Source organism: Clostridium saudiense (assembly GCF_000577815.1).
Classification (GTDB): Bacteria; Bacillota; Clostridia; order Clostridiales; family Clostridiaceae; genus Clostridium; species Clostridium saudiense.
This window is the reverse complement of record NZ_CBYM010000009.1, coordinates 82,495-105,018: the sequence shown is the minus strand read 5'-3', so window position 1 is coordinate 105,018 and position 22,524 is coordinate 82,495. Positions and strand designations below refer to the sequence as shown.

The window sequence follows — 22,524 nt, the reverse complement described above, 5'->3', positions numbered from 1 at the left end:
AGATCTATTTGATAAATTAAAACTTATCTAGTTAAATGAACTAAATATTCAGTAGTACCTTCTTCAAATTTTTTTTCACCAGTTAATTTGAATCCATGTTTTATATAAAAAGAAATTGCCTTTTCATTTTTTTCTAATGCCCAAAGATTATTAGCATCATAATCATTAATTACATATTCCATAAGTTCTTTTCCAATTCCTTTACTTTGAAAAAAAGTATCTACATATATTTTACAAATCTCTCTTTCTTTCATTTCAATAAATCCCTTTATTAAACCATCATCATAAACTAATATATTTTTTAATATTTCATCTTTTCCAAAATAATTATCAACCATAGTAACTACTTGTAATTCGCCAAAGGAAAATCCATCATCCTTAAAAATTGGCCAATAATTCATTCTATTATTAAAAACATATATTTCTGCTATTCTTGATAGATCTTTTTTGTTGCTTTTCTAATACTCATTTTTCCTATCTCTCTTTATAATCACCCATTAAATTACATAATAACATATTTTTTACAAACTATTTAATAGAATATTAACATGAATTAGAAAATAACTCCATTATTTTGTGTTCAGTAGTAAATTTTAAATTAAATAATAGAAAACAAAAAACATGTCAATGAAGAGTGCAATTTGTAATTCTATATTTAGAGTAATAATAATTAAGTGGCAAAATTAAGGGGATTTAATAATGACTAGCTTATTAAAAACATTAATAGTTTATTTATTTTTTATAAATAAACTGTATTTTACAAATAATATTTAAAAAGTAAAAGAATATGAAGGCGAGGGAAAATAAAATGAAGAATAATTTAGGTACGCAGCCAATAAATAAATTGTTAAGAAATTTTGCAGTTCCAAGTATAATAGCAATGCTTGTAAGTGCATTATACAATATAGTAGATCAATTTTTTATTGGAAGAAGTGTTGGAGAATTAGGGAATGCTGCAACTAACATAACATTTCCACTTACAACCTCATGTATTGCTTTAGCTTTATTATTAGGAATTGGAGCAGCATCAGCTTTTAATTTGACATTAGGTGAAGGAAAAAAGGAAAAGGCATTATATTATATAGGAAATTCTGCATTATTACTTTTTCTTTCAGGGATAGTTTTATGTATTATAATTCAGATATTTTTGGAACCTATGCTTAGATTTTTTGGATCACCTGATAATGTATTAGTTTATGCTAGGAATTATACAAGGGTAACTGCAATAGGTTTTCCATTTTTAATATTTTCTACAGGTGGGGGACATTTAATTAGAGCAGATGGTAGTCCTAAATATAGCATGTTATGTAATTTATCTGGAGCCATAATTAATATAATTTTAGACCCTATATTCATATTTGGATTTAATATGGGTATGGTAGGGGCAGGATTAGCAACAATTATAGGACAAATTTTTGCTGCATTTTTAGTATTAAGATATTTATTAAAATATAAAACAGGTAAAATAGAAAAGAAGCATTTAATACCGAAGTGGAATTTTGTAAGTAAAATAATTTCATTAGGTGCAGCACCATGCTTTAATCAGCTTGCAATGATGATTGTACAAATTGTAATGAATAAGTCTTTAACATATTATGGCGCATTATCTGTATATGGAGAGTCAATACCACTTGCATGTGCAGGAATTATAACAAAGGTAAATCAAATTTATATGTCAATAGTAATTGGGCTTTCTCAAGGGTTACAGCCTATTGTAAGCTTTAACTATGGAGCTAAGCTATATGATAGAGTTAAAAAGGCATATACTACAGCAATATCTTATGGTTTAGGTGTATCAGTAGTAGCTTTTCTTGCATTTCAGTTTTTGCCAAGGCAAATAGTATCTATATTTGGTTCAGGTTCTGAAGTTTATTATACTTTTGCAGTGAAGTATTTTAGGATATTTTTATTTTTTACATTTTTAAATTGTCTGCAACCTATATCATCTAATTTCTTTACTGCTATAGGAAAACCAAAGAAGGGTATATTTCTTTCTTTAACAAGACAGATTTTATTTTTGTTACCATTAATAGTTGTATTGCCTTTATTTATTGGAATTGATGGAATAATGTATTCTGGTCCTATTGCTGACTTTATTGCAGGAACTGTATCAATATTAATGATATATGTTGAGTTTAAGAATATAGGTACTAAGAGGGTTTCTCAAAAGAAGATTGTTTAATAATATTATTTTTATGAAACAGGGTTACCTATTATAAAGGTAGTAAAAGAAATGTTTAAAGTATTTCTTTTACTACCTTCAATCTTTGATAAACATTGTATGGAAGTAAACAACTTTATTTCTTGAAATAATAGATTGGAGCTCTAAATGATATTTAGTATTATCTGCTTGCATTTAAGACTCTAAGCTATCTCTTACACTTTAAAGCCATAATACAACATAATTCAACTTTGACTACAAATACTTATTAGATTATACTAAGGATACAAGTTAAGCAAGAGAGCTTATAAAACATAATATCGCGGGGTGGAGCAGTTGGCAGCTCGTTGGGCTCATAACCCAAAGGTCGTAGGTTCAAGTCCTGCCCCCGCAACCAAAAAATAAATCTTATATTTTTATAAGATTTATTTTTTTGCATAAATTATAAATAAAATTAAATTCGACTATGTAAGGAGATTAAGCTGTGAGAATAATACTAGAAAATAATCTATGTGAAAATAGACCATATATTAACCTAAAAAAACTATCACCAAAGACATCATTAAGAGTAGGTTCAATTGATGATCTTGGATTTAAAGGTACATATATAATAAATCAACATACACAAGCATTATCTAAAGATGAAAATTATACAGCAGAATATAGAAATGGAATTGAAAAAGTAACATTTTATACAGAAGATTTAAATGAAATGTTATTAGTTGATATAAATTACTCATTTAGAAGTGGTGATAGCTCTGCTAAATTTAAAGTATATTTGATTTTAAATAATATTAAATATGCATTACCATTTAATTATTTTGAAGATATTTATAGAAATTGTATGGATATATTATCAAAAGAACTAAATGGAACTGAAGAATTGTCTTACATAAAAAAAGCCTTTGATAATTTAAAAAAGGAAGAAATACCTGTAGATATAAACCTAAACTTAAAAAGGTTAGCAGAGTTTAAGGAAAGGGTAGATTATAAGAGAAATGTTGATTATTTTGTAATTAATAATATAGCTTCATCTATTTCAAAGTATGATATAAATAATAAAACTAATAAAATTAAAGTTACTGATAAAGTAAAGGTCTTAAGACATAATTATAAGACTAGACTTTATGAAGTTGTAACTCCTAATGATAATAATATTGTATCTTTAAAAGAAACAGATATTATCTGTAATTTAGGAGATGAAAATAATTTTCCAACAGTTGATATATATACTGAATATGGTCTTGGAAAGATATTAGACATTAATAATAATGTTATTCCAACTAATAACACTTTATCATTATTTGCTAATTTATTAGATTTAAAATTAGATGGTTTATTTAGAAATTAAAATAAAAATGGGGCTGTATCAGATTGAATTTATTAATTCAATCTGATACAGCCCTGTTATTTGGCGTTTATTAAGATAAATGTAAATTTATAGATTTTAAGACAGTACTGCTAGTTTCTTATTTTTAGATAAAGCTTTATTAATTCTAAGTACAGCATATGTTAAATAAACAACACTATAAACTAAAACATTTATAATATATTTAGTATTACCAGTTTTAGCTATAGGCATCATTATAAGCATTATGTGAAAATAAGTTAATCCATAAAAAGCATAAGCAAATCTTTGAAGGTTTTTCCAAGATTTGTACTTAATTTTTTTCCTTATGTTAGGGAAAGATGTAATCATAAGTGGAAGCATAATTGCAATTAACATTAAACTAACTATTGCAGCTAAAAGCATATTAAATGACATTGATTTTGGGTTAGTAAATAACGCAACAAAGTGATATCTACCAAAAATTATATTATGAGCAAGAGTAAGAATACATGCAATTATTGATAATTCAGCTCTTATAGGAAATAAAAGCTTCATAAGCTTACTACCATTTTTTAATGCACCAGTATACATAACTACTATAAATAATGATGTTGCAAAAGCACTATTTGTAAACAGTGGTAATATATAAAATCTTATGAATTCAGGGATATTAGCAATAGCACCAGTATATGAAATTGTAATTAGTATTATAGATATTATAGTAGCTAAAATATAACAAAATTTAGAGTGCTTTTTTATAAAAGCATGTCCAACTCCTATTATTAAAATAGTAAAAAATAAAGAAATTAATAAATTCATATAGTTCTCCTTTATAAAAGTATTTTTTTATTAAATTAAGTATATCTTAAGTAAAAAGTTCAATCAATAATAATTTTCAATTGATATATATTTTCAAATAAAACTTATGGAGAAATCAAATATAGAATTAAATTGAAATTTCAATATTGATATTAATAATATTCATTAAAAAACGTTATTTATAAATAAGAATTTCTTTATGTTTTAAATGATTTAAGTTGCAAATGAAAGTTCATAATTAAGGTTATAAAATTGTAAATGATTAAAAAATAAAAATAAGATATAAAAATAGTCAAAAGGGTTGAAATAGAATATGATTTTAGTAAAATAATAAAAGTAAAGATTGCGAAACTTGTCGAAAGAATATTATAGAAATGATAATAGTTAACAATATTATTAGTTGATTGGGTGATGAGAATGAATAAAAAAGGAATATTTATAATTGTTTCTATATTAATTATTATTTGTGGTATAAATTGTTTTTTTTATAAAGATACACATTTCATGTATATGAAGTCTAATTACAAAGAGAGAAAAATAAAGGTTGGATATTATTCATATTATCCCTATTATTATAAAGATAAAAAAGGGAATGTTCATGGATATTATCATGAATTATTAGATACTTTATGTTCTAATTTAAATATAGATTATGAATATGTAGATGTTAATATTAATACTGCAATAGAGATGTTAGAAAATGAAGAAATAGATATTTTAATGGGATTATATAATATACCAAATAAAAATTCTAAATTAATATATTCTGATAATCATATACAGTTTGATAATCGATACATATATATATATGGTGATATTAATGAAGTTAGATATGGAAATTTAAATTATTTAAATGGGAAAAAATTTACATATGTTGCTGGAGATATAAAAAGTGAATGGTTAATTCAACTGTTAAAGTATTATGGTATAAATGTTAAACCAGTAAAGGTTAAGACAAAGGATGAGTGTATAAAATTATTAAATTTAAAAGAAGCAGATGCACTATCTTCGAATAGAATTAATGAGGGGTTAGAAGCTTATAAAGAAACAATGAAGTATTATATAGGTGCTGTTTATATTGTTGGTAATGAGAAAAGTAAAGATGTCATAAAGTACTTTGATTTTTTCTTAAATAATAGTTTTACAAATAATAAAGTTGATAAACTTAGGTTTATATATAATAAATATTTTCGTAAAGATATAATTTTTAGGAATATTATATTAAGTACTCTTTCAATAGTAACAATTTTGGGTATTATATATATGATAATATATCCATTTATAAAAAAAATAATTATAAAACAAAGAGTTACTAAAAATATGAAAGCTGGAAACTTTTTATTATATTATCAGCCAATAGTAGATCCTTTTAAAAATATTGAGGTAGGATTTGAAGGTTTATTAAGATTAAAAGATAAAAACAATAAAATATTAACTCCTTTTACTTTTATTAAAGATATAGAAGCAGGAGATATGTTTTATGAACTAACACTTTGGATATTAGAAAAAGCAATTTGTGATTATAAAATAATAAGTAATTATGAAAATTACAAAAATAAAAATTTTTATATATCTATTAATTTATCATTTAGGGAGCTTGAAAATACAGAGTTTATAAATAAAGCAATTAAATTAGCAAAGGATTATAATATTAAAAAGGGAAGTATTTCTCTTGAAATTGTAGAGAAAGTTTATGCTAGAGATTTAGAAAAAATACAAATAGCAATATCTTTATTAAAAGAAAGTGGATATAAAATTGCAATAGATGACTTTGGAGTAGAATATTCTAATTTAAGTATTTTGGAAGAAATAGATTTTGATAGTATTAAATTAGATAAATGCTTTGCAGATAATATTTCAATATCAAAAATTACTAATGAGGTAATAGCATTTATATCTAAAATAACCTTAATAACAGATAAGATGCTTGTTATTGAAGGTGTTGAACAGAAATATCAAATTGAAGAAATAAAAAAAATAGTCAATAAAAATGTATATATACAAGGATATTATTATAGTAAGCCTATGAATATTGAAGAGTTAAAAGGGTTTTCAATAACTTTAAAGTAAGCAGCCTTCATGTAAGGTTGCTTTTTATTTTAGATAATTATATACACTTAGTATTTATTTAAAGGACATTTGTACAAAATATAATAAAACTTAACAATAATTAAGGGTACATAAGTACATTTTTTTAGTACCACAAAGCCTTAAATACAAAATTAATTAAAAATATAATAATTATATAAATAATTTATATTATATTAAAAAAGAGAGGAATTTTTATGGAAAGTTTCACGTTAAGAGAAGCAACAAAAGGAGACTCGAAAACTATTGCAGAGCTGGTTTATAAAACAGAAGATGATGCTGAGCACGTCTGGGGTTATGGAAATAAGGTTGAAATAATAAACAGAATAAAAATGTTAGTTGAATGCGAGGGTTCTAGGTATTCTTATAATAATGTGAAGGTGGCAGAAAAAGACGGAAAGGTTTGTGGAGCTATTATATTATTAAAAGGTAAAGACTTATCAAAGTTAGATCTAGCAACAAGTATAAAGTTAATTAAAAATATAAATGGAATAAAAAATAAGCTAAGATTTATTAAAGACCTTATTTTAGAGTTTAATTTTTTTGAATGTGAAGAAAATGAGCTTTATATTGCTAATTTAGCAACCTTTGAAGAGTATAGGGGAATGGGAATTGGAAAAGCTCTTATTAAATTGGCTGAAAATAATGCTAAGGAAGAAGGATATAAGATTTGCTCTTTACTAGCAAAGGATAAGAGTGTTAAAGGATTTTATGAAAAGTTAGATTTTGTTTTTGAAATGGAAGAGCCTTATTATTCACATGTTTTATATCGAATGGTTAAAGCTGTTTAAATATTAGGGTTTTATAATAAAATGTTATTTTTAAGATAAGAAGGAAAAACAGGTAAATGTGTAATAAGCATTTACCTGTTTTTTATATATATAGTATAGGTCAAATTTTATTATTGATTGGGGGGATAAAATATGGATATGAACTTTATACAAACTCACTATAAGTTATATGTAGAAGCTGGAATTTTAACTATAAAGATTGCAACAATAGGAATACTAGTATCATTAATTATAGGAATTATTTGTAGTTTAATTAATACTATGAAAATACCAGTACTTAAAACAATAGTTTCGATATATATTGAATTATCAAGAAATACTCCGTTATTAATTCAGTTATTTTTCTTGTATTTTGGATTGCCAAAGATAGGAATTGTCTTAAGTTCAGAAACTTGTGGAATTGTAGGACTAGCCTTTTTGGGGGGAAGTTATATGGCAGAAGCATTTAGATCAGGAATTGAAAATGTATCTGTAGTGCAACATGAATCAGCTTTAAGTTTAGGTATGACAAAATCACAAGTTTTTTGGCATATTATATTGCCACAGGCATTTGAAACTTCAGTTCCAGTTTTATGTGCAAATATTATTTTCTTAATAAAGGAAACTTCAGTATTTAGTGCTGTTGCTTTAGCAGATTTAATGTTTGTAGCTAAGGATTTAATAGGTATTTATTATAAAACAGATGAAGCATTATTTATGTTAGTTATAGCATATTTAATTATCTTGCTTCCTATTTCTTTAATTTGTACATTCATAGAAAGGAGGGTTCGTTATGCAGGATTTGGGGATTCGAGTGCTATTTGAGGGTAGTAATTTCTTAAGGTTATGCCAAGGTATTTGGGTATCTTTAAAAATTGCTTTAATTTCAATGATTCTTTCAGTAGGACTTGGAATTTTAATGGGAATAATAATGACCAGTAAAAATAAGGTTATTCGGGCAATTTGTAGAGTATATCTTGAAATTGTAAGAATAATGCCACAGCTTGTTTTATTATTCTTAGTATATTTTGGTGCAGCAAAACACATAGGAGCTAATTTTTCTGGTGGAATTGCTGCAATAATAGTATTTACTTTTTGGGGCACAGCAGAAATGGGGGACTTAGTAAGGAGTGCACTTATTGCAGTACCAAAACATCAATATGAAAGTGGATTTGCACTTGCAATGACAAAAACACAGGTATTTATACATATTATAATACCTCAAACTATTAGAAGGTTAATTCCATCAGCAGTGAATTTATTAACAAGAATGATTAAAACAACTTCTTTAGTAGTACTTATAGGTGTAGTTGAAGTTGTTAAAGTTGGAAAGCAAATAATAGATGCAAATCGTTATACTACACCAGATGCAGCACTTTGGGTATATGGGACAATTTTTATAATGTATTTTATAATTTGTTTTCCATTTTCAAAGTTGTCTGAAGTATTAGAGAGGAGGCTAAGGGATTAAAATGGGTGATAAAATATTAGAAGTTGAAAATTTAACTAAGTCATATGATAAATCAAAATTAGTTTTAAATAATCTTTCATTTTCATTAGAAAAAGGTGAGGTTGTAGTAATAGTAGGGCCTTCTGGGTGTGGTAAAAGTACTTTTTTAAGGTGTTTAAATAAGCTAGAAGAAATAGATTCAGGGAAAATTGTTTTAAATGGAAAGGAAATATCATCTGATAATAATAAGGTTCATGAAATTCGTGAAAAGATAGGTATGGTATTTCAAAGTTATGAGTTATTTCCAAACATGAATATAATGAAAAACTTAATTTTAGCACCAACTTTAGTACAAAAAAGAAATAAGGAAGAGGTTAAAGCAGAAGCTGAAAAACTTTTAGAAAGAGTAGGACTTTTAGATAGAAAAAATGATTATCCAAGGCAATTATCTGGAGGACAAAAGCAAAGGGTAGCTATTGTTAGAGCTTTAATAATGCATCCACAAATATTATTATTAGATGAAATAACTGCAGCATTAGACCCAGAAATGGTAAGGGAAGTTCTTCAAGTTGTATTAGAGCTTGCAAAGGATGGAATGACAATGTTAATTGTAACACATGAAATGGAATTTGCTAGAGCAGTAGCTGATAGAGTTATCTTTTTAGATAGTGGGAAAATTGTTGAAGAAGGATCACCAGAAGAATTCTTTACTAATCCAAAAACTGATAGGGCTAAGCAATTTCTTAATACATTTAGTTATGAAAGTGTATAAAGAATTAAAATTAATAAATTTAAAGGGGGATTTTTATCATGAAAAAATTCTTAGGAGTACTTTTATCAATCATGCTAGTTATGGGGCTTTTAGTTGGATGTGGTTCTAGTACAAATGGCTCAAGTAGTGCATCAAATGATGCGGGAAGTAGTGACACAAGTGGAAGTGCTAAGGCAAGAACTTTAGATGAAATTAAAGAGGATGGAAAAATTAAAATAGGCGTGTTTAGTGACAAAAATCCATTTGGGTATGTTGATTCTAATGGAGATGTTCAAGGTTATGATGTAGAGTTTGCAAAAAGAATAGGTAAAGATTTATTAGGTAGTGAAGATGAGGTAGAGTTTGTTTATGTTGAAGCGGCAAGCAGGGTTGAATATCTTAAGTCAGGTAAAGTTGATATAATATTAGCTAATTTTACAGTAACAGATGAACGTAAGGAAGCTGTTGATTTTGCACTTCCATATATGAAGGTTGCATTAGGTATAGTATCACCTGATAATGAATTAATTACTGATGTTGACCAATTAAAGGACAAGAAGCTAATTGTTGTTAAGGGAACAACTGCAGAAACATATTTCTCAGAAACTTATCCTGATTTGACTCTTGTTAAATATGATGAATATCAAGAAGCATATGATGCATTATTAGATGGAAGAGGAGATGCTTTTGCAACTGATAATACTGAAGCTTTAGCTTGGTCAAACCAAAATGAAGGCTTTACTACTGGTATAGAAAGCATAGGTAATATTGATACTATTGCACCAGCTGTACAAAAAGGAAATACAGAATTATTAAATTGGATTAATGATGAAATTAAAAGCTTAGCAGATGAAGAATTCTTCTTAAATGATTATAAAAAGACATTAGAACCTGTATATGGTGATGCTGTAAATCCTGAAGATATAGTAGTTGAAGGTGGAGAAGTAAATTAATATAAAGTTGATTGCGTAATGTAAAATTGCCTCTATGGAAAGTTTAACATTGTAGCTTTCTATAGGGGTAATTTTATGTTCAAATTGAAAAATTTGTAGAATGTAGTATAATAAAGAAAAGTTAGTAAATAAAATAGGAGATATACTATATAAAGTTTTAGGTTAAATTATATAGTATAAAGGATGAAAAGGAGAATAGTAGATATGATACAAGTAAAAGATTTAACTGTTGGTAGCTTCGAAGGAGCTATTACTCTTGTTTATGAAGATAAGCCAGCAAATAATGAAACTGTTGATATTTTAAAATCTAAGAAAGTTTTTGAAGGAAAAAGTGGCCAAGTATTTTATAAGACTACAAATGATTTAAATTATGAAATTTTTGTAGGTCTTGGAAAATATGAAGAGTTAGAAAGAACTGACTTAGTAAATGCAGTTATAAGAGGAATTAAACAAGCTGAAAAATTAAAGATAAATGAATTAAGTATTAATTTTATAAAAGCAAATGGATTATGCACTGGTGGAGTTACAAAATCTATAGCTCAAGGTGTAAAATTAGCAAGTTATAAATTTGATAAATATAAAGGAAATAATGAAGTTTATACTCCTAATGTAACTATAATAGGCGGGCCAAAAGAAAAGTTTGATAAGATGAGAGCAAAGATTGAAGAAGCAAGCAATGTTGCTGATGGAATTATTTTAGCTCGTGACTTAGTAAATGAACCAGCTAATATCTTATATCCTGAAACTTTAGCAGAAAGAGCTGTAGAAGCAGGAAAAGAAAGTGGATTTGAAGTAGAAGTATTTGATGAAAAGCAAATCGAAGCTTTAGGAATGAAAGCATTCTTAGAAGTAGCAAAGGGATCAGTTCATAAGCCAAGATTAATAGTTATGAGATACATGGGTAATGAAAATAGTGATGAAAGAGTTGGTCTTGTAGGAAAAGGTCTTACTTTTGACACTGGTGGATATTCACTTAAACCTTCAACATCTATGGATACAATGAAGAGTGATATGGGTGGAGCTGCAGCAGTTATAGGAACAATGCAAGCTCTTGCTAAAAATAAGGTGGAAAAAAATGTAGTTGCAGTAGTAGCAGCTTGTGAAAATGCTATTTCAGGTGGAAGCTACAAACCAGGTGATATTATAGGTTCTATGGCAGGTAAGACTATTGAAGTATTAAATACTGATGCAGAAGGTAGATTAACTTTAGTTGATGCTGTGACTTATATTATTGAAAAGGAAAAAGTAGATAAGGTAGTTGATGTTGCAACTCTTACTGGAGCTGTGTTAGTTGCACTTGGAACTGAAGTAACTGGAGTTGTAAGTAATAATGATGAGTTTTATGATGAACTAATTGTTGCTGCAAGAAGAAGTGGAGAAAAGTTCTGGAGATTACCTAATGATAAATGCTATAAAAAGTTATATAAAGGTGATTTTGCAGACCTTAAAAATACTGGTGGACGTTATGGTGGATCAATTACAGCAGGTATGTTCATTGGAGAATTTGTACAAGATAAGCCTTGGCTTCATTTAGATATAGCAGGAACTTCTTGGAGTGATAGTGGAAATGATACAACACCTAAGGGAGGAACTGGAGCACCAGTTTCTACTTTATATGAATTAGTTGTAAAGCATGAGTGTAAGCATAAATAATATATAGAAATTTATAAAGGGCAATCTTATATTTAGATTGTCCTTTATTTATAATAAGGAGCACAGTTTATGAGATTAAATAAGATACATCATATTGCAATTATTGCATCAAATTATGAAGTTTCAAAAAAGTTTTATACTGAGATTTTAGGCCTTGAGGTAATAAGGGAAGTTTATAGAAAGGAAAGAGATTCTTATAAGCTTGACTTAAAGCTTGGTGATAGTGAAATTGAGTTATTTTCATTTCCTAATGCACCAGTAAGACCAAGTTATCCTGAAGCAAGAGGGCTTAGACATTTAGCTTTTGAAGTAGATAATATTGATGAAGCTATAGCAGAGCTAAATTTACATGGTATCGAATGTGAACCAATTAGAATTGATGAATTTACAGGAAAAAGATTCACTTTCTTTGAGGATCCTGATAAATTACCGTTAGAATTATATGAAAGATAAATTTAAATATTATAATCATATAATATTTATTTTAGAAATTTAATATAGTATATTTTATAAATAATAAGTGTAATATTATAGTGGAACCATATTTTGGAGGAAGATCCATGTCATCAGACATTAAAGAAATAAGCAAGCTAAAAGAATTATTGTGTAGAAAAAAAGTTTCTAAAATAAAAAGTAAATACTACAAAGCTGAAAAGAAGATTTATAAAAAATATATAAGAGATAAAGAAGAGGATTCAGAGTTTTTACTAAAAAGTAGCTTTATTGAATTTAGAAAAAGATATTTTAACAATTTGTATACAACCATTAATAATATAGTTGATAATTCTATAGGTAACTTAGAAAGTGATATGCTTGAATATATTTCAGAACGAGATAGATATAGAACCTTTGAAGTTATATCATTAATAAAGAGCATATTTGATAGAAATCATATAATATGGGCACTTTATGATGAATATATTGAATGTAGAAAGGATGGGAAATGTCCTGAAACTATTATTATTGTTGTTGGACAAGAATATAGAAACATAGCTTTAAATATTTTCAATGTATTAGGGGAAAGAGTAAATAATGTAGTTTTTCTTATAAATAATATAAAAGTTCAACTTGCATTTACTTTTGAGATTGAAAATAATACTTATTATTTAACTAATAATAATATAAAATACTGCATTTTAGAAGATGAAAGAATACCTATATTAACACCATAAATAAAAATAATATAAGAAAGTGGAAATTGGACTTTCATTAGTTAAAGCTTTGGTTGAACTTCATAATGGATGTACTTATGTAAATACAGAAATTAAAGATGGGACAGAGTTTTGTGTTGAACTACCAATTAGAAAAATAAAAAATTCTCTTAATACTGATCTTAGAGAAAAAAGTATGGTTTCTAAGGTAGAAAAATTTAATATAGAATTTTCGGATATATACAATTAATAAAGGCATTCTTCATCATAATTAAATGATGATGGATGCTTTTATTATATTTTTTATACTATAAATAAGTTTTATTTTTAATAGAAAGATGAATATTTCTTTTTCTTATGTAAAATATTGTTTAATTGTACTGTGAAAGTTAAAATATTAATGTGGTAGGTAAAAATTTACATGTTAATTAGCTATAACTAAGATTTAAAATTTTAATTTAGTTAATGAAACTTGCTTTAAATATCAAATTTTAACCAATACTTTATATCAAAGACTTAGTAAAAGTTACATACTTAGTGATTTGGTTAGTTTAAAGTAAGCTATAGTGTACTCAGTGTGTGGAAGAATCAGAATTTTCTAGTTTAAATATAGTAAGGAGGCTAAATATGAGTAGTAGACAATATTCAGATTCATTAAGAGTAGGAATTTTGCTGGCATTAACAGGAGGATTTTTAGATGCATACACTTATATAAGTCGAGGCAATGTATTTGCTAATGCACAAACAGGAAATATGGTTATGCTTGGAATTAATTTTATGGAAGGTAATTTCAGAGGAATTATAAATTATATTATTCCTATTATTGCTTTTGCAATAGGAGTTTTGTTAGCTGAAGTAATAAGAACAAAATTATCAAAAAGTGAAAAGCTCCATTGGAGACAAGCTGTTTTAGCAATAGAAATAATATTATTAATATCTGTTGCTTTTATACCATTTGATTATGTGGCAAATACAATAATATCATTTATTTGTGCAATGCAAGTAGAAAGCTTTAGGAAGTTTCATGGAAATGCTTATGCAACAACAATGTGTACAGGAAATTTAAGAAGTGGTACAGAAAAGTTAGTTATATTTATAAGAAATAAAGATAAAAAACATTTAAAAATAGCATTTCAATATTATTTCATTATATTGATTTTTTGCTTAGGAGCAACAATAGGCGGTTTAATAACTTTAAATATGGGCTTAAAGGCTGTGTTAATTGCAATTATTCCATTAATATTAGCATTAATAGTAATGTCTTACGAATAAAATTATGAAGGGCATATAAAACTTTGAGTTTAGAATGTTTTGGATATTTAAGAGTTAATAAATTCCATAAAGTCCTTGACTTGGAGTTAACTTCAAGGAGTAACATTAATATAAAGGTTAAATTTTAACTAAAGAATAATTAAGGATAAAAGGAATTAGAGAAATTATTTTTTATATGAGGTGAAATTAATGGAATCAAAAAAGCTAGGATTTGGACTTATGAGACTACCGCTTACAGAAAAAGATAATCAAGAAAGTATTGATATGGAACAGTTAAATAAGATGGTGGATACTTTTATAGAAAGAGGATTTACTTACTTTGATACTGCATATATGTATCATAATTTTAAAAGTGAAATTGCTTTAAGAGAAGCAGTTGTTAAAAGACATAAAAGAGATACTTTTACTGTTACAACAAAAATGCCAACAATGTTTTTAAAAAAGGAAGAAGATTTAGAAAGAATTTTTAATGAGCAAATGGAAAAGTGTGGTGTAGATTACTTTGATTATTACTTGCTTCATAACTTAGGAGTAACTAATTATGAAATAGCTAAAAAGTTTAATGCATTTGATTTTGTTCAAAAGAAAAAAGATGAAGGAAAAGTTAAAAAGATAGGTTTTTCATTTCATGATACAGCAGATGTTTTAGAAACTATATTAACTGAACATCCAGAAGTTGATTTTGTACAATTACAAATTAATTATCTTGATTGGAATGATGGGGGAATTCAATCTGGTAAGTGCTATGAAGTGGCTAAAAAACATAACAAGCCAGTAATAGTAATGGAGCCAGTTAAAGGTGGAACATTAGCAAAAGTTCCAAAGGAAGCTGAAAAACTTTTTAAAGATTATAACAAGGATATGTCTATACCATCTTGGGCAATAAGATTTGTTGCTAGTTTAGATAATGTAATGATGGTTTTAAGTGGAATGTCTAATATGAATCAGCTTTTAGATAATACTGGGTATATGCAAAACTTTAAGCCATTTACAGAAGAGGAACATAAAATAGTAGATAAAGCAGTTGAAATTATTAATGAATCAATAGCTATTCCTTGTACAGCTTGTGAATATTGTGTTGCTGGATGTCCTAAAAATATAGCAATTCCAAATTATTTTGCATTATATAATGCTGAAAAACAAGCATTAAATTCAGGATTTTCAACTCAAAAGGTATATTATGATAATTATATAAAAACTAATGGAAAAGCTTCAGATTGTATAGTCTGTAGAAAGTGTGAAAAGAGTTGTCCTCAACACATAAAAATTACAGAAGAGTTAAAGAAGGTAGCTAAATTATTTGAATAATAATTTTAATATTATAGGGTAAAAGAAGGGCAATATGGAGGTAACTATGGAGACACGTGAGATATTAGAAAAAGTTAAAAACAAAGAAATTTCTATTGAAGAGGCTGAAGGATATTTTAAAAGAAAGCCTTTTGAGGAAATGGGATATGCAAAAATTGATACTCATCGTAAAGTAAGATCAGGATTTTCTGAAGTTATATTTTGTAGTGGAAAATCTGATGAGCATTTAATTAATATATTTAGCAAGCTATATGAAGCTGATGGTGAGGTATTTGGGACAAGAGCTAGTAGCCATCAATATGATTTAGTAAAAGCAAAATATCCAGAAGTAAATTATGATCCTATATCAAAAATATTAAAGATTGAAAAACAAGATAAAAAGCATGTTGGGAAAATAGTAGTATGTACAGCAGGCACTGCAGATATCCCTGTAGCTGAAGAAGCTGCGCAAACTGCAGAATATTTTGGTTCAAAGGTAAAACGTATTTATGATGTAGGAGTAAGTGGTCTTCATAGGTTACTTTCACAGTTAGAAGATATTCAAGATGCTAATTGTATAATTGCAGTTGCTGGAATGGAGGGTGCTATTGCAAGTGTAATAGGAGGATTGGTAGATAAGCCTGTTATTGCAGTACCAACATCTATTGGATATGGAGCAAATATGCATGGAATATCTGCATTATTAACTATGATTAACTCATGTGCAAATGGGATAGCTACAGTTAATATAGATAATGGATATGGTGCAGGTTATATTGCTACACAAATCAATAGATTGGGGGTAAGAAGTTATGAATAAGTTATACTTAGAATGTTACTCTGGAATTAGTGGAGATATGTTTGTAGCATCACTTATTGATTTAGGTGCAAGTGTTGAAGTTTTAGAAAATGCTTTAAAAAGTATACCAATACAGGGTTTTGAAACTAAAATAACTAGAGTTTCTAAAAGTGATATTGATGCTTGTGATTTTAATGTTATTTTAAATGAAGAATATAATAATCACGATCATGATATGAAGTATTTATATGGAGATAATAAACAAGAAAATTTAGGTGAAAATCATAATCATAATATAAATAATAATAGTAATAATGAGGAAAAAGAAATTTTAATTGAAGATCATAATATAAATAATCATTTGGATAATCATGAGGAAAAAGAAATAGCAGATTTAACAGCACATAATCATAGCCACCATGAACACAGAGGGTTAGAAGAAGTAATAGAAATTATAAATAATACTGACATTACTAAAAATGCTAAAGAAATTGCAATTAAGATTTTTAAAATCTTAGGTAAGGCAGAAGCAAAGGCGCATGGAGTTGAAATATCTAAAGTTCATTTTCATGAAGTTGGGGCTATAGATTCAATAGTTGATATTATAGCTGCAGCTGTTTGTTTGGATAATTTAAATATTTCAGAAGTTATTGTACCTGTTTTATATGAAGGAAGAGGATTTATAAGATGCCAGCATGGAGTAATTCCCGTACCAGTTCCAGCTGTAGTTAATATTGTTTCTGAATGTAAATTAAATATAAGTATAACGAATACAGAAGGAGAGCTAATAACTCCAACAGGAGCAGCAATAGTTGCAGCAATTAGTACTTCAAATAAACTTCCAGAAAAGTTTTCTATATCTAAAATAGGAATTGGTGCAGGTAAGCGTAATTATGAAAAAACAAGTATTTTACGTTCTATGATTATTGATGATATTTCTAATGAATATGAGGAATGTAACATTGAAAAAGATGATTATATTTATAAGTTAGAAAGTAATATTGATGATTGCAGTGGAGAAGCTTTAGGATTTGTAATGGAAAGGCTTTTTGAAGCTAAAGCAAGAGATGTATATTACACACCAGTTTTTATGAAGAAAAATCGTCCTGCATATAAAATTAGTGTGATTTGTAAAAAAGAAGATATAGAAAATATTGAAGAAATAATTTTTAAAGAAACTACTACTATTGGAATTAGAAAGCAAAAAGTAGAAAGAACTATATTAAAGCGTGAAATTATTAATATGAAAACATCATTAGGAGAAGTTCAAGTGAAAGTTTGTGAACTATCAAATGGAAAAAGAATTTATCCTGAGTATAGTTCTATAGTAGAAATATGTAAAAGTAGTGGTTTATCATATCAAGAAGTATATGACATTATAAGAAAAGAAGTAAATTTATAATTTTATAAAATAAATATGCCTCTAGAGTAATCTAATATTTAGATTGTTTCTAGAGGCAGTTTTTTATAAATCTAATGCCATATCACCATAATTAATCCATTGCTTCTTACGCATAAATTCAGAAATTATAAATGTAAGAAGAGCAGGAAGTACAAAGTGCATAACTATAATTTGTAATAATACTATTTTTGATGAAGCAGTTTGAGTCATAGTTTGATAAGCCATGATTTGTCCTACAAAACCGGCAGATCCCATTCCAGATCCAGTTGCATTATTGGTCATTTTTAAGAAGGTTGATGAAATAGGACCAAGAATAGCACTAGAAATTATTGCAGGAAGCCAAATAACTGGTTTTTTTATTATATTAGGAATTTGAAGCATAGATGTTCCAACACCTTGTGCAAGCAATCCACCAAATTTATTTTCTCTATAGCTTGCCACAGCAAATCCAACCATTTGACAACAGCAACCAATAACAGCAGCTCCTGCTGTAATTCCATCTAAATTTAATATTACACCAATTGCAGCAGAACTTATTGGTAAAGTCAATAATATACCCATAATTACAGAAACAAGCATTCCCATTATAAAAGGTTGTTGTTCCATTGCAAACATAATTATTGTTCCAAGCCAAGTCATAAATTCAGAAATTGGAGGGCTTAAAAGTAACCCAACTGTAGATCCAGCCCCTATACAAACAAGAGGAGTAATAATTATATCTATTTTTGTTTTACCAGCAATAAGATGTCCAATTTCTATTCCAACTAAAGCTGCAATAAATGCACCTAAAGGTTCACCAGGGCCAGCTAAAGTTATAACACCAGTATCAGTCATTATACTACCAGCAAGCAATTTTGTTGCAAATCCACCTACCATACCTGATACTGCAGCAGAAATTACTACTAAAGGAGTTTCTTTAAATTTATAAGCAACCCCAACACCTATTCCTGCACAAGTTGCAGCAGCAGCTATTTTACCTATTAAAAATATAGTTGACCCTAAATTACCAGAAATAAGATTTCCGATTTGTTGAAGAATTGTACCTATTATTAATGTTGAAAATAAGCCTAAAGCCATTCCACTTAAGCCATCTATAAATATGTGATGTAAATAATTCTTAAATTTTTGCATTTTGTTAATCCCCCTTTAACAAATCTGTGTATATACACATGTTTACATTAATTAAGTTTATCATAAATTTTACAATAAGGTCAAATACAATATGTTTTTATAAAAGGTGTTAAGTAATGTTATAAAAAGTGAAAATGTTGGTAAAACTTAATAAAAGTGAAAAGAAAATAAGTTTAAGGAATTGCAGAAGAGGAGAGAATATTAATGGTACAAAAATGTAATATATGTGGTAAAATTGCAAGTTATTTTGATGCTAATTTAGGAGAGTGGCTCTGTGAAGAGTGTTATAAGAAAAATTATAATAAAGTAAATTTAAATGATTATAGAAATAAAGTTAATTCTGAAAAATATGATGAAGAAATTCAAAATATGCTAAATGCTATGGAAAATATAATTGATGATATGATGAAAAATAAGATGGCAAAGCTAGATAAAAGATTTAATAGTACAAAATTTACTAATGATATAGAAGAAATATTAAAATCTATGCCTAGAAGTGATATAGAAAGTATAGCGGAAAGATTAAACTTTGCTAAAACTTATAAGTATAATAAAGATAAATTAATACATAACTTAATTAGTAGTTACAAAGAAAGAGTATTAGAAAAAATTTATCTTTTTAATGATAATGCATTAAAGGCGTTTAAATATTTTTCTAAAAATGATGGAATCACAATTTTAAATAATAGTGATCATAAATATATAAGATTTATGGAATATTTTATGTCTATAGGAATTTTATATCCAGCAAAAAATGAAGAAAAAAAAGCAGTATTAATAATGCCTTCTAATGTAAGGGATTTATTATCTGATTTAAATGATTTTAATTTTAGATTAAAAGTAAAAAACAATTCTAAAATTATTACTTTAGTTTCTGGAATGGCAAATGTTTATGGCGTATTAACTATAAATAATGTAGTAAATAAATTAAATAAATTTGGATTTGATAATATGGAATTTAAAGAAAAGTATGATGTTATTAATTCTGCCAGTAATTATAGTGTTTCTTACGTAATAAAAGATGGATATGTTTTTAATTGCAATATTAAGCATTATAAAAAATTATATGAAAAAATTGAAAGTGAAAGTAAATCAATTGAGTATAGAGAATATTCAGAAAAAGAATTATTAACATTTGGAAAAGATAATTGGCTAAGAAATAGTAAATATGGTAAAGAGTTTATTATAAATTTTACGAATTGCTTTGAACTTGATAATGAAGAAATAGATGAATTCTTAAATCAATTATATTATATAATTCAAGAAGATAGTTTAGATAATCTTCTTGATGAAGTTAGAGATATGATTGTTGAAGAAGATGGTAAAGAAGTTGGAGTAAATATTATAAAAGAATATGTATGTAACCTACCTATTTGGTACAAAAAGGGAAAAAGCATTAATGAAATAAAAGGTAAAAGTATTTAATTGTTAATAATAACAAGGTTTATTTTAATAAATTAATATAAAAACTAATAGTATTCCCTAAAATAGAAAATAAATTTCTTTTTTAGGGAAAATCTTTAAAAAAATATAGAAATATATATAAAGTGTGATATAATAAATTTGTAGAGGGAAAACGTATACAAATTTATGGGAGGGTTAAAAATGAAAGAGGATTTAAGAGTTGTAAAAAATGAAGAGGTAGTTAATGAAGAATTAAATAAAGATAAAGATGAAAATAAAAAAATTCTCAAAGAATATGAGGATGAATTAGGATACTAGAAATAACACACCAATTATTAGTATTAAAAAGATTTATTTAATTTTATTATTAACATATAAGAACTCATAAATGTAAGGTTATGGTATTGCGAAAATAAAAATTAGAGGGTAAATAATTTTTATAATTTCTATGGTATAAGGGTAATTTTTTAATTAGGTATAAAAGGGTATAAAGGGTATAAAGGGTTAAAAAGATAGTAATTAGGATAACTAAATTGCTATCTTTTTTTTGTTATAAAAGTGAAAAAAACTAGCAGTAAAAATATAAGAAAATATGTAAATATAACCTTTAAACTGATCTATAAATTAAATTAATTTTTTAAAAGAAAATAACTTGAAATATGATAATAATATCCAGCATAGTGGTGATTGTGGATTAAATTACCAACAAATCGATTGCAGGTTTCGACATAGGAAAATTAAAAGAAGCTATATAATAAGGTTGTAAACACTTTTGAAGTAAGTTCTAGGGGGATGGAATATGGGTAGACAAGAAAAGTTATTACAGGAATCAATAAAAGCTATAAATTTAATTAATGAAGTTAAAAATAGTACAAAAAAAGAAAATACATTAGTAGAAGTTACTGCTAATGAGTGTGGGGACACTATATTCTTTAAATTTAATAATGGGAAGATTGTAGAATATAGTTTAAGTGAAATTGGGTATATCTTTGAAGATGATTTAGAAGGGTTTGGGATATTTACTATTGAGGATTATAAGGATATATATGATAATCTTAAGTTAATTCAAAAGGAAATTGAAATTTTATAAAAGGTTACGGGTTTGTTTTAATAATTTAACTACTTATGTGTGATTATAAAAAGTTAGTACAGTATAAAATACAATAGTATTTTATATAGAAAGGGTGTACTGGCTTTTTATTTTTGTATTTCCTAGGAAATATTCCCAAATGTACAGGCGTTTTTAATTTGTGTTATACTTAATAGGTCATAGTAAAATTTATAGTATACAAGGAGAATTATATGTACTTAGTAGATTATCATTTACATTCTAATAATTCATTTGACAGTAATGCAACTATAGAATCAGTTTGTGAAGCTGCAATTGAAAATAAAATTAACGAAATTTGCTTCACAGAACATTTTTCAGTTAAAGAAGGAATAAAAAGTTATGGCTTTTTAAATTTAAAAAAATATAGTGAAGAAATAAGAGAATGTAGAGAAAAATACAAAGATAAATTAAGCATTAAAGTAGGAATAGAAGTATGTGAACCACATGAAAATGAAGAGGAGCTTAGAGAAGCAATAGAATATATTCCTTTTGATTTTATATTAGGCTCTGTACATAATTTTGATTATAACGTAGGGCTTAATACATATATGAGCAAAAATACAAAAGAAGAAAGTTATAGTAGATATTTTAAGGAAGTAAATAAGGTATGTACATCACCATATATTGATGTAGTAGCTCATTTAGATTTAATGAAAAGATATGCATTTAATACACATGGTAATTATGATTTTAATGAGTATGTTGATATGATTAAAGAAGTATTAACTAACATAATTAAAAGTGGAAAAGGTATTGAAGTAAACACTTCAACTTTAAGGTCAGTAGTAAATGAAACTATGCCATCAGTAGATATTTTAAAGTTATATCATGAGTTAGGTGGAACAATTATTACTGTAGGATCTGATGCTCACAAAAGTGAAGATGTTGGAGCTGGAATTAGAGAAAGTATTGAAGTTTTAAAGAATATTGGATTTAAGAATATATATAGATTTGAAAATAGAAAACCTATAGCAATAGAAATTTAATTAAAG

General features: G+C 26.6%; 22 protein-coding genes and 1 tRNA gene. 20 read left to right on the top strand and 3 right to left on the bottom strand.

The annotated features are described in order from the left end of the window. Positions 1-23: 23 nt before the first annotated feature. Positions 24-401: a GNAT family N-acetyltransferase gene (locus TY07_RS06795; RefSeq protein WP_078061304.1), complete on the bottom strand. Its 378-nt coding sequence runs from the start codon at positions 399-401 to the stop codon at positions 24-26. Between the two features lie 407 nt (positions 402-808). Here TY07_RS06795 and TY07_RS06790 point away from each other — a divergent pair, with 407 nt between their 5' ends. The 3 genes from TY07_RS06790 to TY07_RS06780 all read left to right on the top strand — a co-directional run bounded on the left by TY07_RS06790 (position 809) and on the right by TY07_RS06780 (position 3,512). After that, complete coding sequence (locus TY07_RS06790; RefSeq protein WP_341349573.1) at positions 809-2,182, top strand: MATE family efflux transporter; 1,374 nt, start codon at positions 809-811, stop codon at positions 2,180-2,182. A gap of 300 nt (positions 2,183-2,482) precedes the next feature. Beyond that, a tRNA-Met gene (locus TY07_RS06785) sits at positions 2,483-2,558 on the top strand. An 87-nt stretch (positions 2,559-2,645) separates the two neighbouring features. Continuing rightward, entirely contained in the window at positions 2,646-3,512 is an 867-nt protein-coding gene (locus tag TY07_RS06780; protein ID WP_042397136.1) for a hypothetical protein, read from the top strand. A gap of 96 nt (positions 3,513-3,608) precedes the next feature. Here the strand turns inward: TY07_RS06780 and TY07_RS06775 are convergent, their stop codons facing one another. Continuing rightward, on the bottom strand, positions 3,609-4,310 hold the full coding sequence (locus TY07_RS06775) for a ferric reductase-like transmembrane domain-containing protein (protein ID WP_042397133.1): 702 nt from the start codon (positions 4,308-4,310) through the stop codon (positions 3,609-3,611). A gap of 417 nt (positions 4,311-4,727) precedes the next feature. On the opposite strand from TY07_RS06775, the gene TY07_RS06770 reads away from it, so the two are divergent. From TY07_RS06770 to larC, 14 genes are all read left to right on the top strand, one after another. Then, positions 4,728-6,380, top strand: a complete 1,653-nt coding sequence (locus TY07_RS06770) for an EAL domain-containing protein (RefSeq protein WP_052330632.1) — start codon at positions 4,728-4,730, stop codon at positions 6,378-6,380. 215 nt (positions 6,381-6,595) lie between these two features. Next, positions 6,596-7,189: a GNAT family N-acetyltransferase gene (locus TY07_RS06765; protein ID WP_042397128.1), complete on the top strand. Its 594-nt coding sequence runs from the start codon at positions 6,596-6,598 to the stop codon at positions 7,187-7,189. Positions 7,190-7,321: 132 nt separating this feature from the next. Next, entirely contained in the window at positions 7,322-7,993 is a 672-nt protein-coding gene (locus TY07_RS06760) for an amino acid ABC transporter permease (RefSeq protein ID WP_042397125.1), read from the top strand. Then, positions 7,962-8,639, top strand: a complete 678-nt coding sequence (locus tag TY07_RS06755; protein ID WP_042397122.1) for an amino acid ABC transporter permease — start codon at positions 7,962-7,964, stop codon at positions 8,637-8,639. The genes TY07_RS06760 and TY07_RS06755 overlap by 32 nt, the downstream gene beginning before the upstream one ends. A gap of 1 nt (position 8,640) precedes the next feature. After that, entirely contained in the window at positions 8,641-9,390 is a 750-nt protein-coding gene (locus tag TY07_RS06750) for an amino acid ABC transporter ATP-binding protein (protein WP_042397118.1), read from the top strand. 38 nt (positions 9,391-9,428) lie between these two features. Continuing rightward, positions 9,429-10,322 carry a cysteine ABC transporter substrate-binding protein gene (locus TY07_RS06745; RefSeq protein WP_156327807.1) on the top strand — a complete coding sequence of 298 codons (894 nt, stop codon included), beginning with the start codon at positions 9,429-9,431 and terminating at the stop codon, positions 10,320-10,322. 204 nt (positions 10,323-10,526) lie between these two features. After that, positions 10,527-11,975, top strand: coding sequence for a leucyl aminopeptidase (locus tag TY07_RS06740; protein WP_042397112.1), 1,449 nt, complete (start codon positions 10,527-10,529; stop codon positions 11,973-11,975). A gap of 69 nt (positions 11,976-12,044) precedes the next feature. Continuing rightward, positions 12,045-12,428, top strand: a complete 384-nt coding sequence (gene gloA2, locus TY07_RS06735; RefSeq protein WP_042397109.1) for an SMU1112c/YaeR family gloxylase I-like metalloprotein — start codon at positions 12,045-12,047, stop codon at positions 12,426-12,428. A gap of 107 nt (positions 12,429-12,535) precedes the next feature. Continuing rightward, the gene (locus tag TY07_RS06730; protein WP_042397106.1) at positions 12,536-13,147 is read left to right on the top strand and encodes a hypothetical protein; all 612 of its coding nucleotides are present in this window, start codon (positions 12,536-12,538) and stop codon (positions 13,145-13,147) included. 19 nt (positions 13,148-13,166) lie between these two features. Next, a complete protein-coding gene (locus TY07_RS06725; protein WP_042397104.1) occupies positions 13,167-13,376 on the top strand; it encodes an ATP-binding protein in 210 nt (69 codons plus the stop codon). 377 nt (positions 13,377-13,753) lie between these two features. Beyond that, positions 13,754-14,398, top strand: a complete 645-nt coding sequence (locus tag TY07_RS06720) for a YoaK family protein (RefSeq protein ID WP_042397101.1) — start codon at positions 13,754-13,756, stop codon at positions 14,396-14,398. 189 nt (positions 14,399-14,587) lie between these two features. Next, positions 14,588-15,706, top strand: a complete 1,119-nt coding sequence (locus TY07_RS06715) for an aldo/keto reductase (RefSeq protein ID WP_042397098.1) — start codon at positions 14,588-14,590, stop codon at positions 15,704-15,706. Positions 15,707-15,752: 46 nt separating this feature from the next. After that, a complete protein-coding gene (gene larB / locus TY07_RS06710) occupies positions 15,753-16,505 on the top strand; it encodes a nickel pincer cofactor biosynthesis protein LarB (protein WP_042397095.1) in 753 nt (250 codons plus the stop codon). Continuing rightward, positions 16,498-17,886, top strand: a complete 1,389-nt coding sequence (gene larC / locus TY07_RS06705; protein ID WP_042397090.1) for a nickel pincer cofactor biosynthesis protein LarC — start codon at positions 16,498-16,500, stop codon at positions 17,884-17,886. Before larB ends, larC begins: the two co-directional genes overlap by 8 nt. 63 nt (positions 17,887-17,949) lie before the next feature. Here the strand turns inward: larC and TY07_RS06700 are convergent, their stop codons facing one another. After that, entirely contained in the window at positions 17,950-19,017 is a 1,068-nt protein-coding gene (locus TY07_RS06700) for a PTS sugar transporter subunit IIC (protein ID WP_042397087.1), read from the bottom strand. Positions 19,018-19,221: 204 nt separating this feature from the next. Between TY07_RS06700 and TY07_RS06695 the strand changes: the two genes are divergently transcribed. From TY07_RS06695 to TY07_RS06685, 3 genes are all read left to right on the top strand, one after another. Further along, positions 19,222-20,442: a hypothetical protein gene (locus TY07_RS06695; RefSeq protein ID WP_042397084.1), complete on the top strand. Its 1,221-nt coding sequence runs from the start codon at positions 19,222-19,224 to the stop codon at positions 20,440-20,442. Positions 20,443-21,220: 778 nt separating this feature from the next. Then, complete coding sequence (locus tag TY07_RS06690; RefSeq protein ID WP_042397081.1) at positions 21,221-21,511, top strand: hypothetical protein; 291 nt, start codon at positions 21,221-21,223, stop codon at positions 21,509-21,511. 212 nt (positions 21,512-21,723) lie between these two features. Continuing rightward, complete coding sequence (locus tag TY07_RS06685) at positions 21,724-22,518, top strand: histidinol-phosphatase HisJ family protein (protein WP_042397077.1); 795 nt, start codon at positions 21,724-21,726, stop codon at positions 22,516-22,518. Positions 22,519-22,524: the final 6 nt, after the last annotated feature.

Excerpts from the sequence above, each read along its gene's own strand:
- TY07_RS06795 (WP_078061304.1), bottom strand. The coding sequence starts at position 401 with ATGAATTATTGGCCAATTTTTAAGGATGATGGATTTTCCTTTGGCGAA.
- TY07_RS06790 (WP_341349573.1), top strand. The coding sequence starts at position 809 with ATGAAGAATAATTTAGGTACGCAGCCAATAAATAAATTGTTAAGAAAT.
- TY07_RS06775 (WP_042397133.1), bottom strand. The coding sequence starts at position 4,310 with ATGAATTTATTAATTTCTTTATTTTTTACTATTTTAATAATAGGAGTT.
- TY07_RS06770 (WP_052330632.1), top strand. The coding sequence starts at position 4,728 with ATGAATAAAAAAGGAATATTTATAATTGTTTCTATATTAATTATTATT.
- TY07_RS06765 (WP_042397128.1), top strand. The coding sequence starts at position 6,596 with ATGGAAAGTTTCACGTTAAGAGAAGCAACAAAAGGAGACTCGAAAACT.
- TY07_RS06760 (WP_042397125.1), top strand. The coding sequence starts at position 7,322 with ATGGATATGAACTTTATACAAACTCACTATAAGTTATATGTAGAAGCT.
- TY07_RS06755 (WP_042397122.1), top strand. The coding sequence starts at position 7,962 with ATGCAGGATTTGGGGATTCGAGTGCTATTTGAGGGTAGTAATTTCTTA.
- TY07_RS06750 (WP_042397118.1), top strand. The coding sequence starts at position 8,641 with ATGGGTGATAAAATATTAGAAGTTGAAAATTTAACTAAGTCATATGAT.
- TY07_RS06745 (WP_156327807.1), top strand. The coding sequence starts at position 9,429 with ATGAAAAAATTCTTAGGAGTACTTTTATCAATCATGCTAGTTATGGGG.
- TY07_RS06740 (WP_042397112.1), top strand. The coding sequence starts at position 10,527 with ATGATACAAGTAAAAGATTTAACTGTTGGTAGCTTCGAAGGAGCTATT.
- gloA2 (WP_042397109.1), top strand. The coding sequence starts at position 12,045 with ATGAGATTAAATAAGATACATCATATTGCAATTATTGCATCAAATTAT.
- TY07_RS06730 (WP_042397106.1), top strand. The coding sequence starts at position 12,536 with ATGTCATCAGACATTAAAGAAATAAGCAAGCTAAAAGAATTATTGTGT.
- TY07_RS06720 (WP_042397101.1), top strand. The coding sequence starts at position 13,754 with ATGAGTAGTAGACAATATTCAGATTCATTAAGAGTAGGAATTTTGCTG.
- TY07_RS06715 (WP_042397098.1), top strand. The coding sequence starts at position 14,588 with ATGGAATCAAAAAAGCTAGGATTTGGACTTATGAGACTACCGCTTACA.
- larB (WP_042397095.1), top strand. The coding sequence starts at position 15,753 with ATGGAGACACGTGAGATATTAGAAAAAGTTAAAAACAAAGAAATTTCT.
- larC (WP_042397090.1), top strand. The coding sequence starts at position 16,498 with ATGAATAAGTTATACTTAGAATGTTACTCTGGAATTAGTGGAGATATG.
- TY07_RS06700 (WP_042397087.1), bottom strand. The coding sequence starts at position 19,017 with ATGCAAAAATTTAAGAATTATTTACATCACATATTTATAGATGGCTTA.
- TY07_RS06695 (WP_042397084.1), top strand. The coding sequence starts at position 19,222 with ATGGTACAAAAATGTAATATATGTGGTAAAATTGCAAGTTATTTTGAT.
- TY07_RS06690 (WP_042397081.1), top strand. The coding sequence starts at position 21,221 with ATGGGTAGACAAGAAAAGTTATTACAGGAATCAATAAAAGCTATAAAT.
- TY07_RS06685 (WP_042397077.1), top strand. The coding sequence starts at position 21,724 with ATGTACTTAGTAGATTATCATTTACATTCTAATAATTCATTTGACAGT.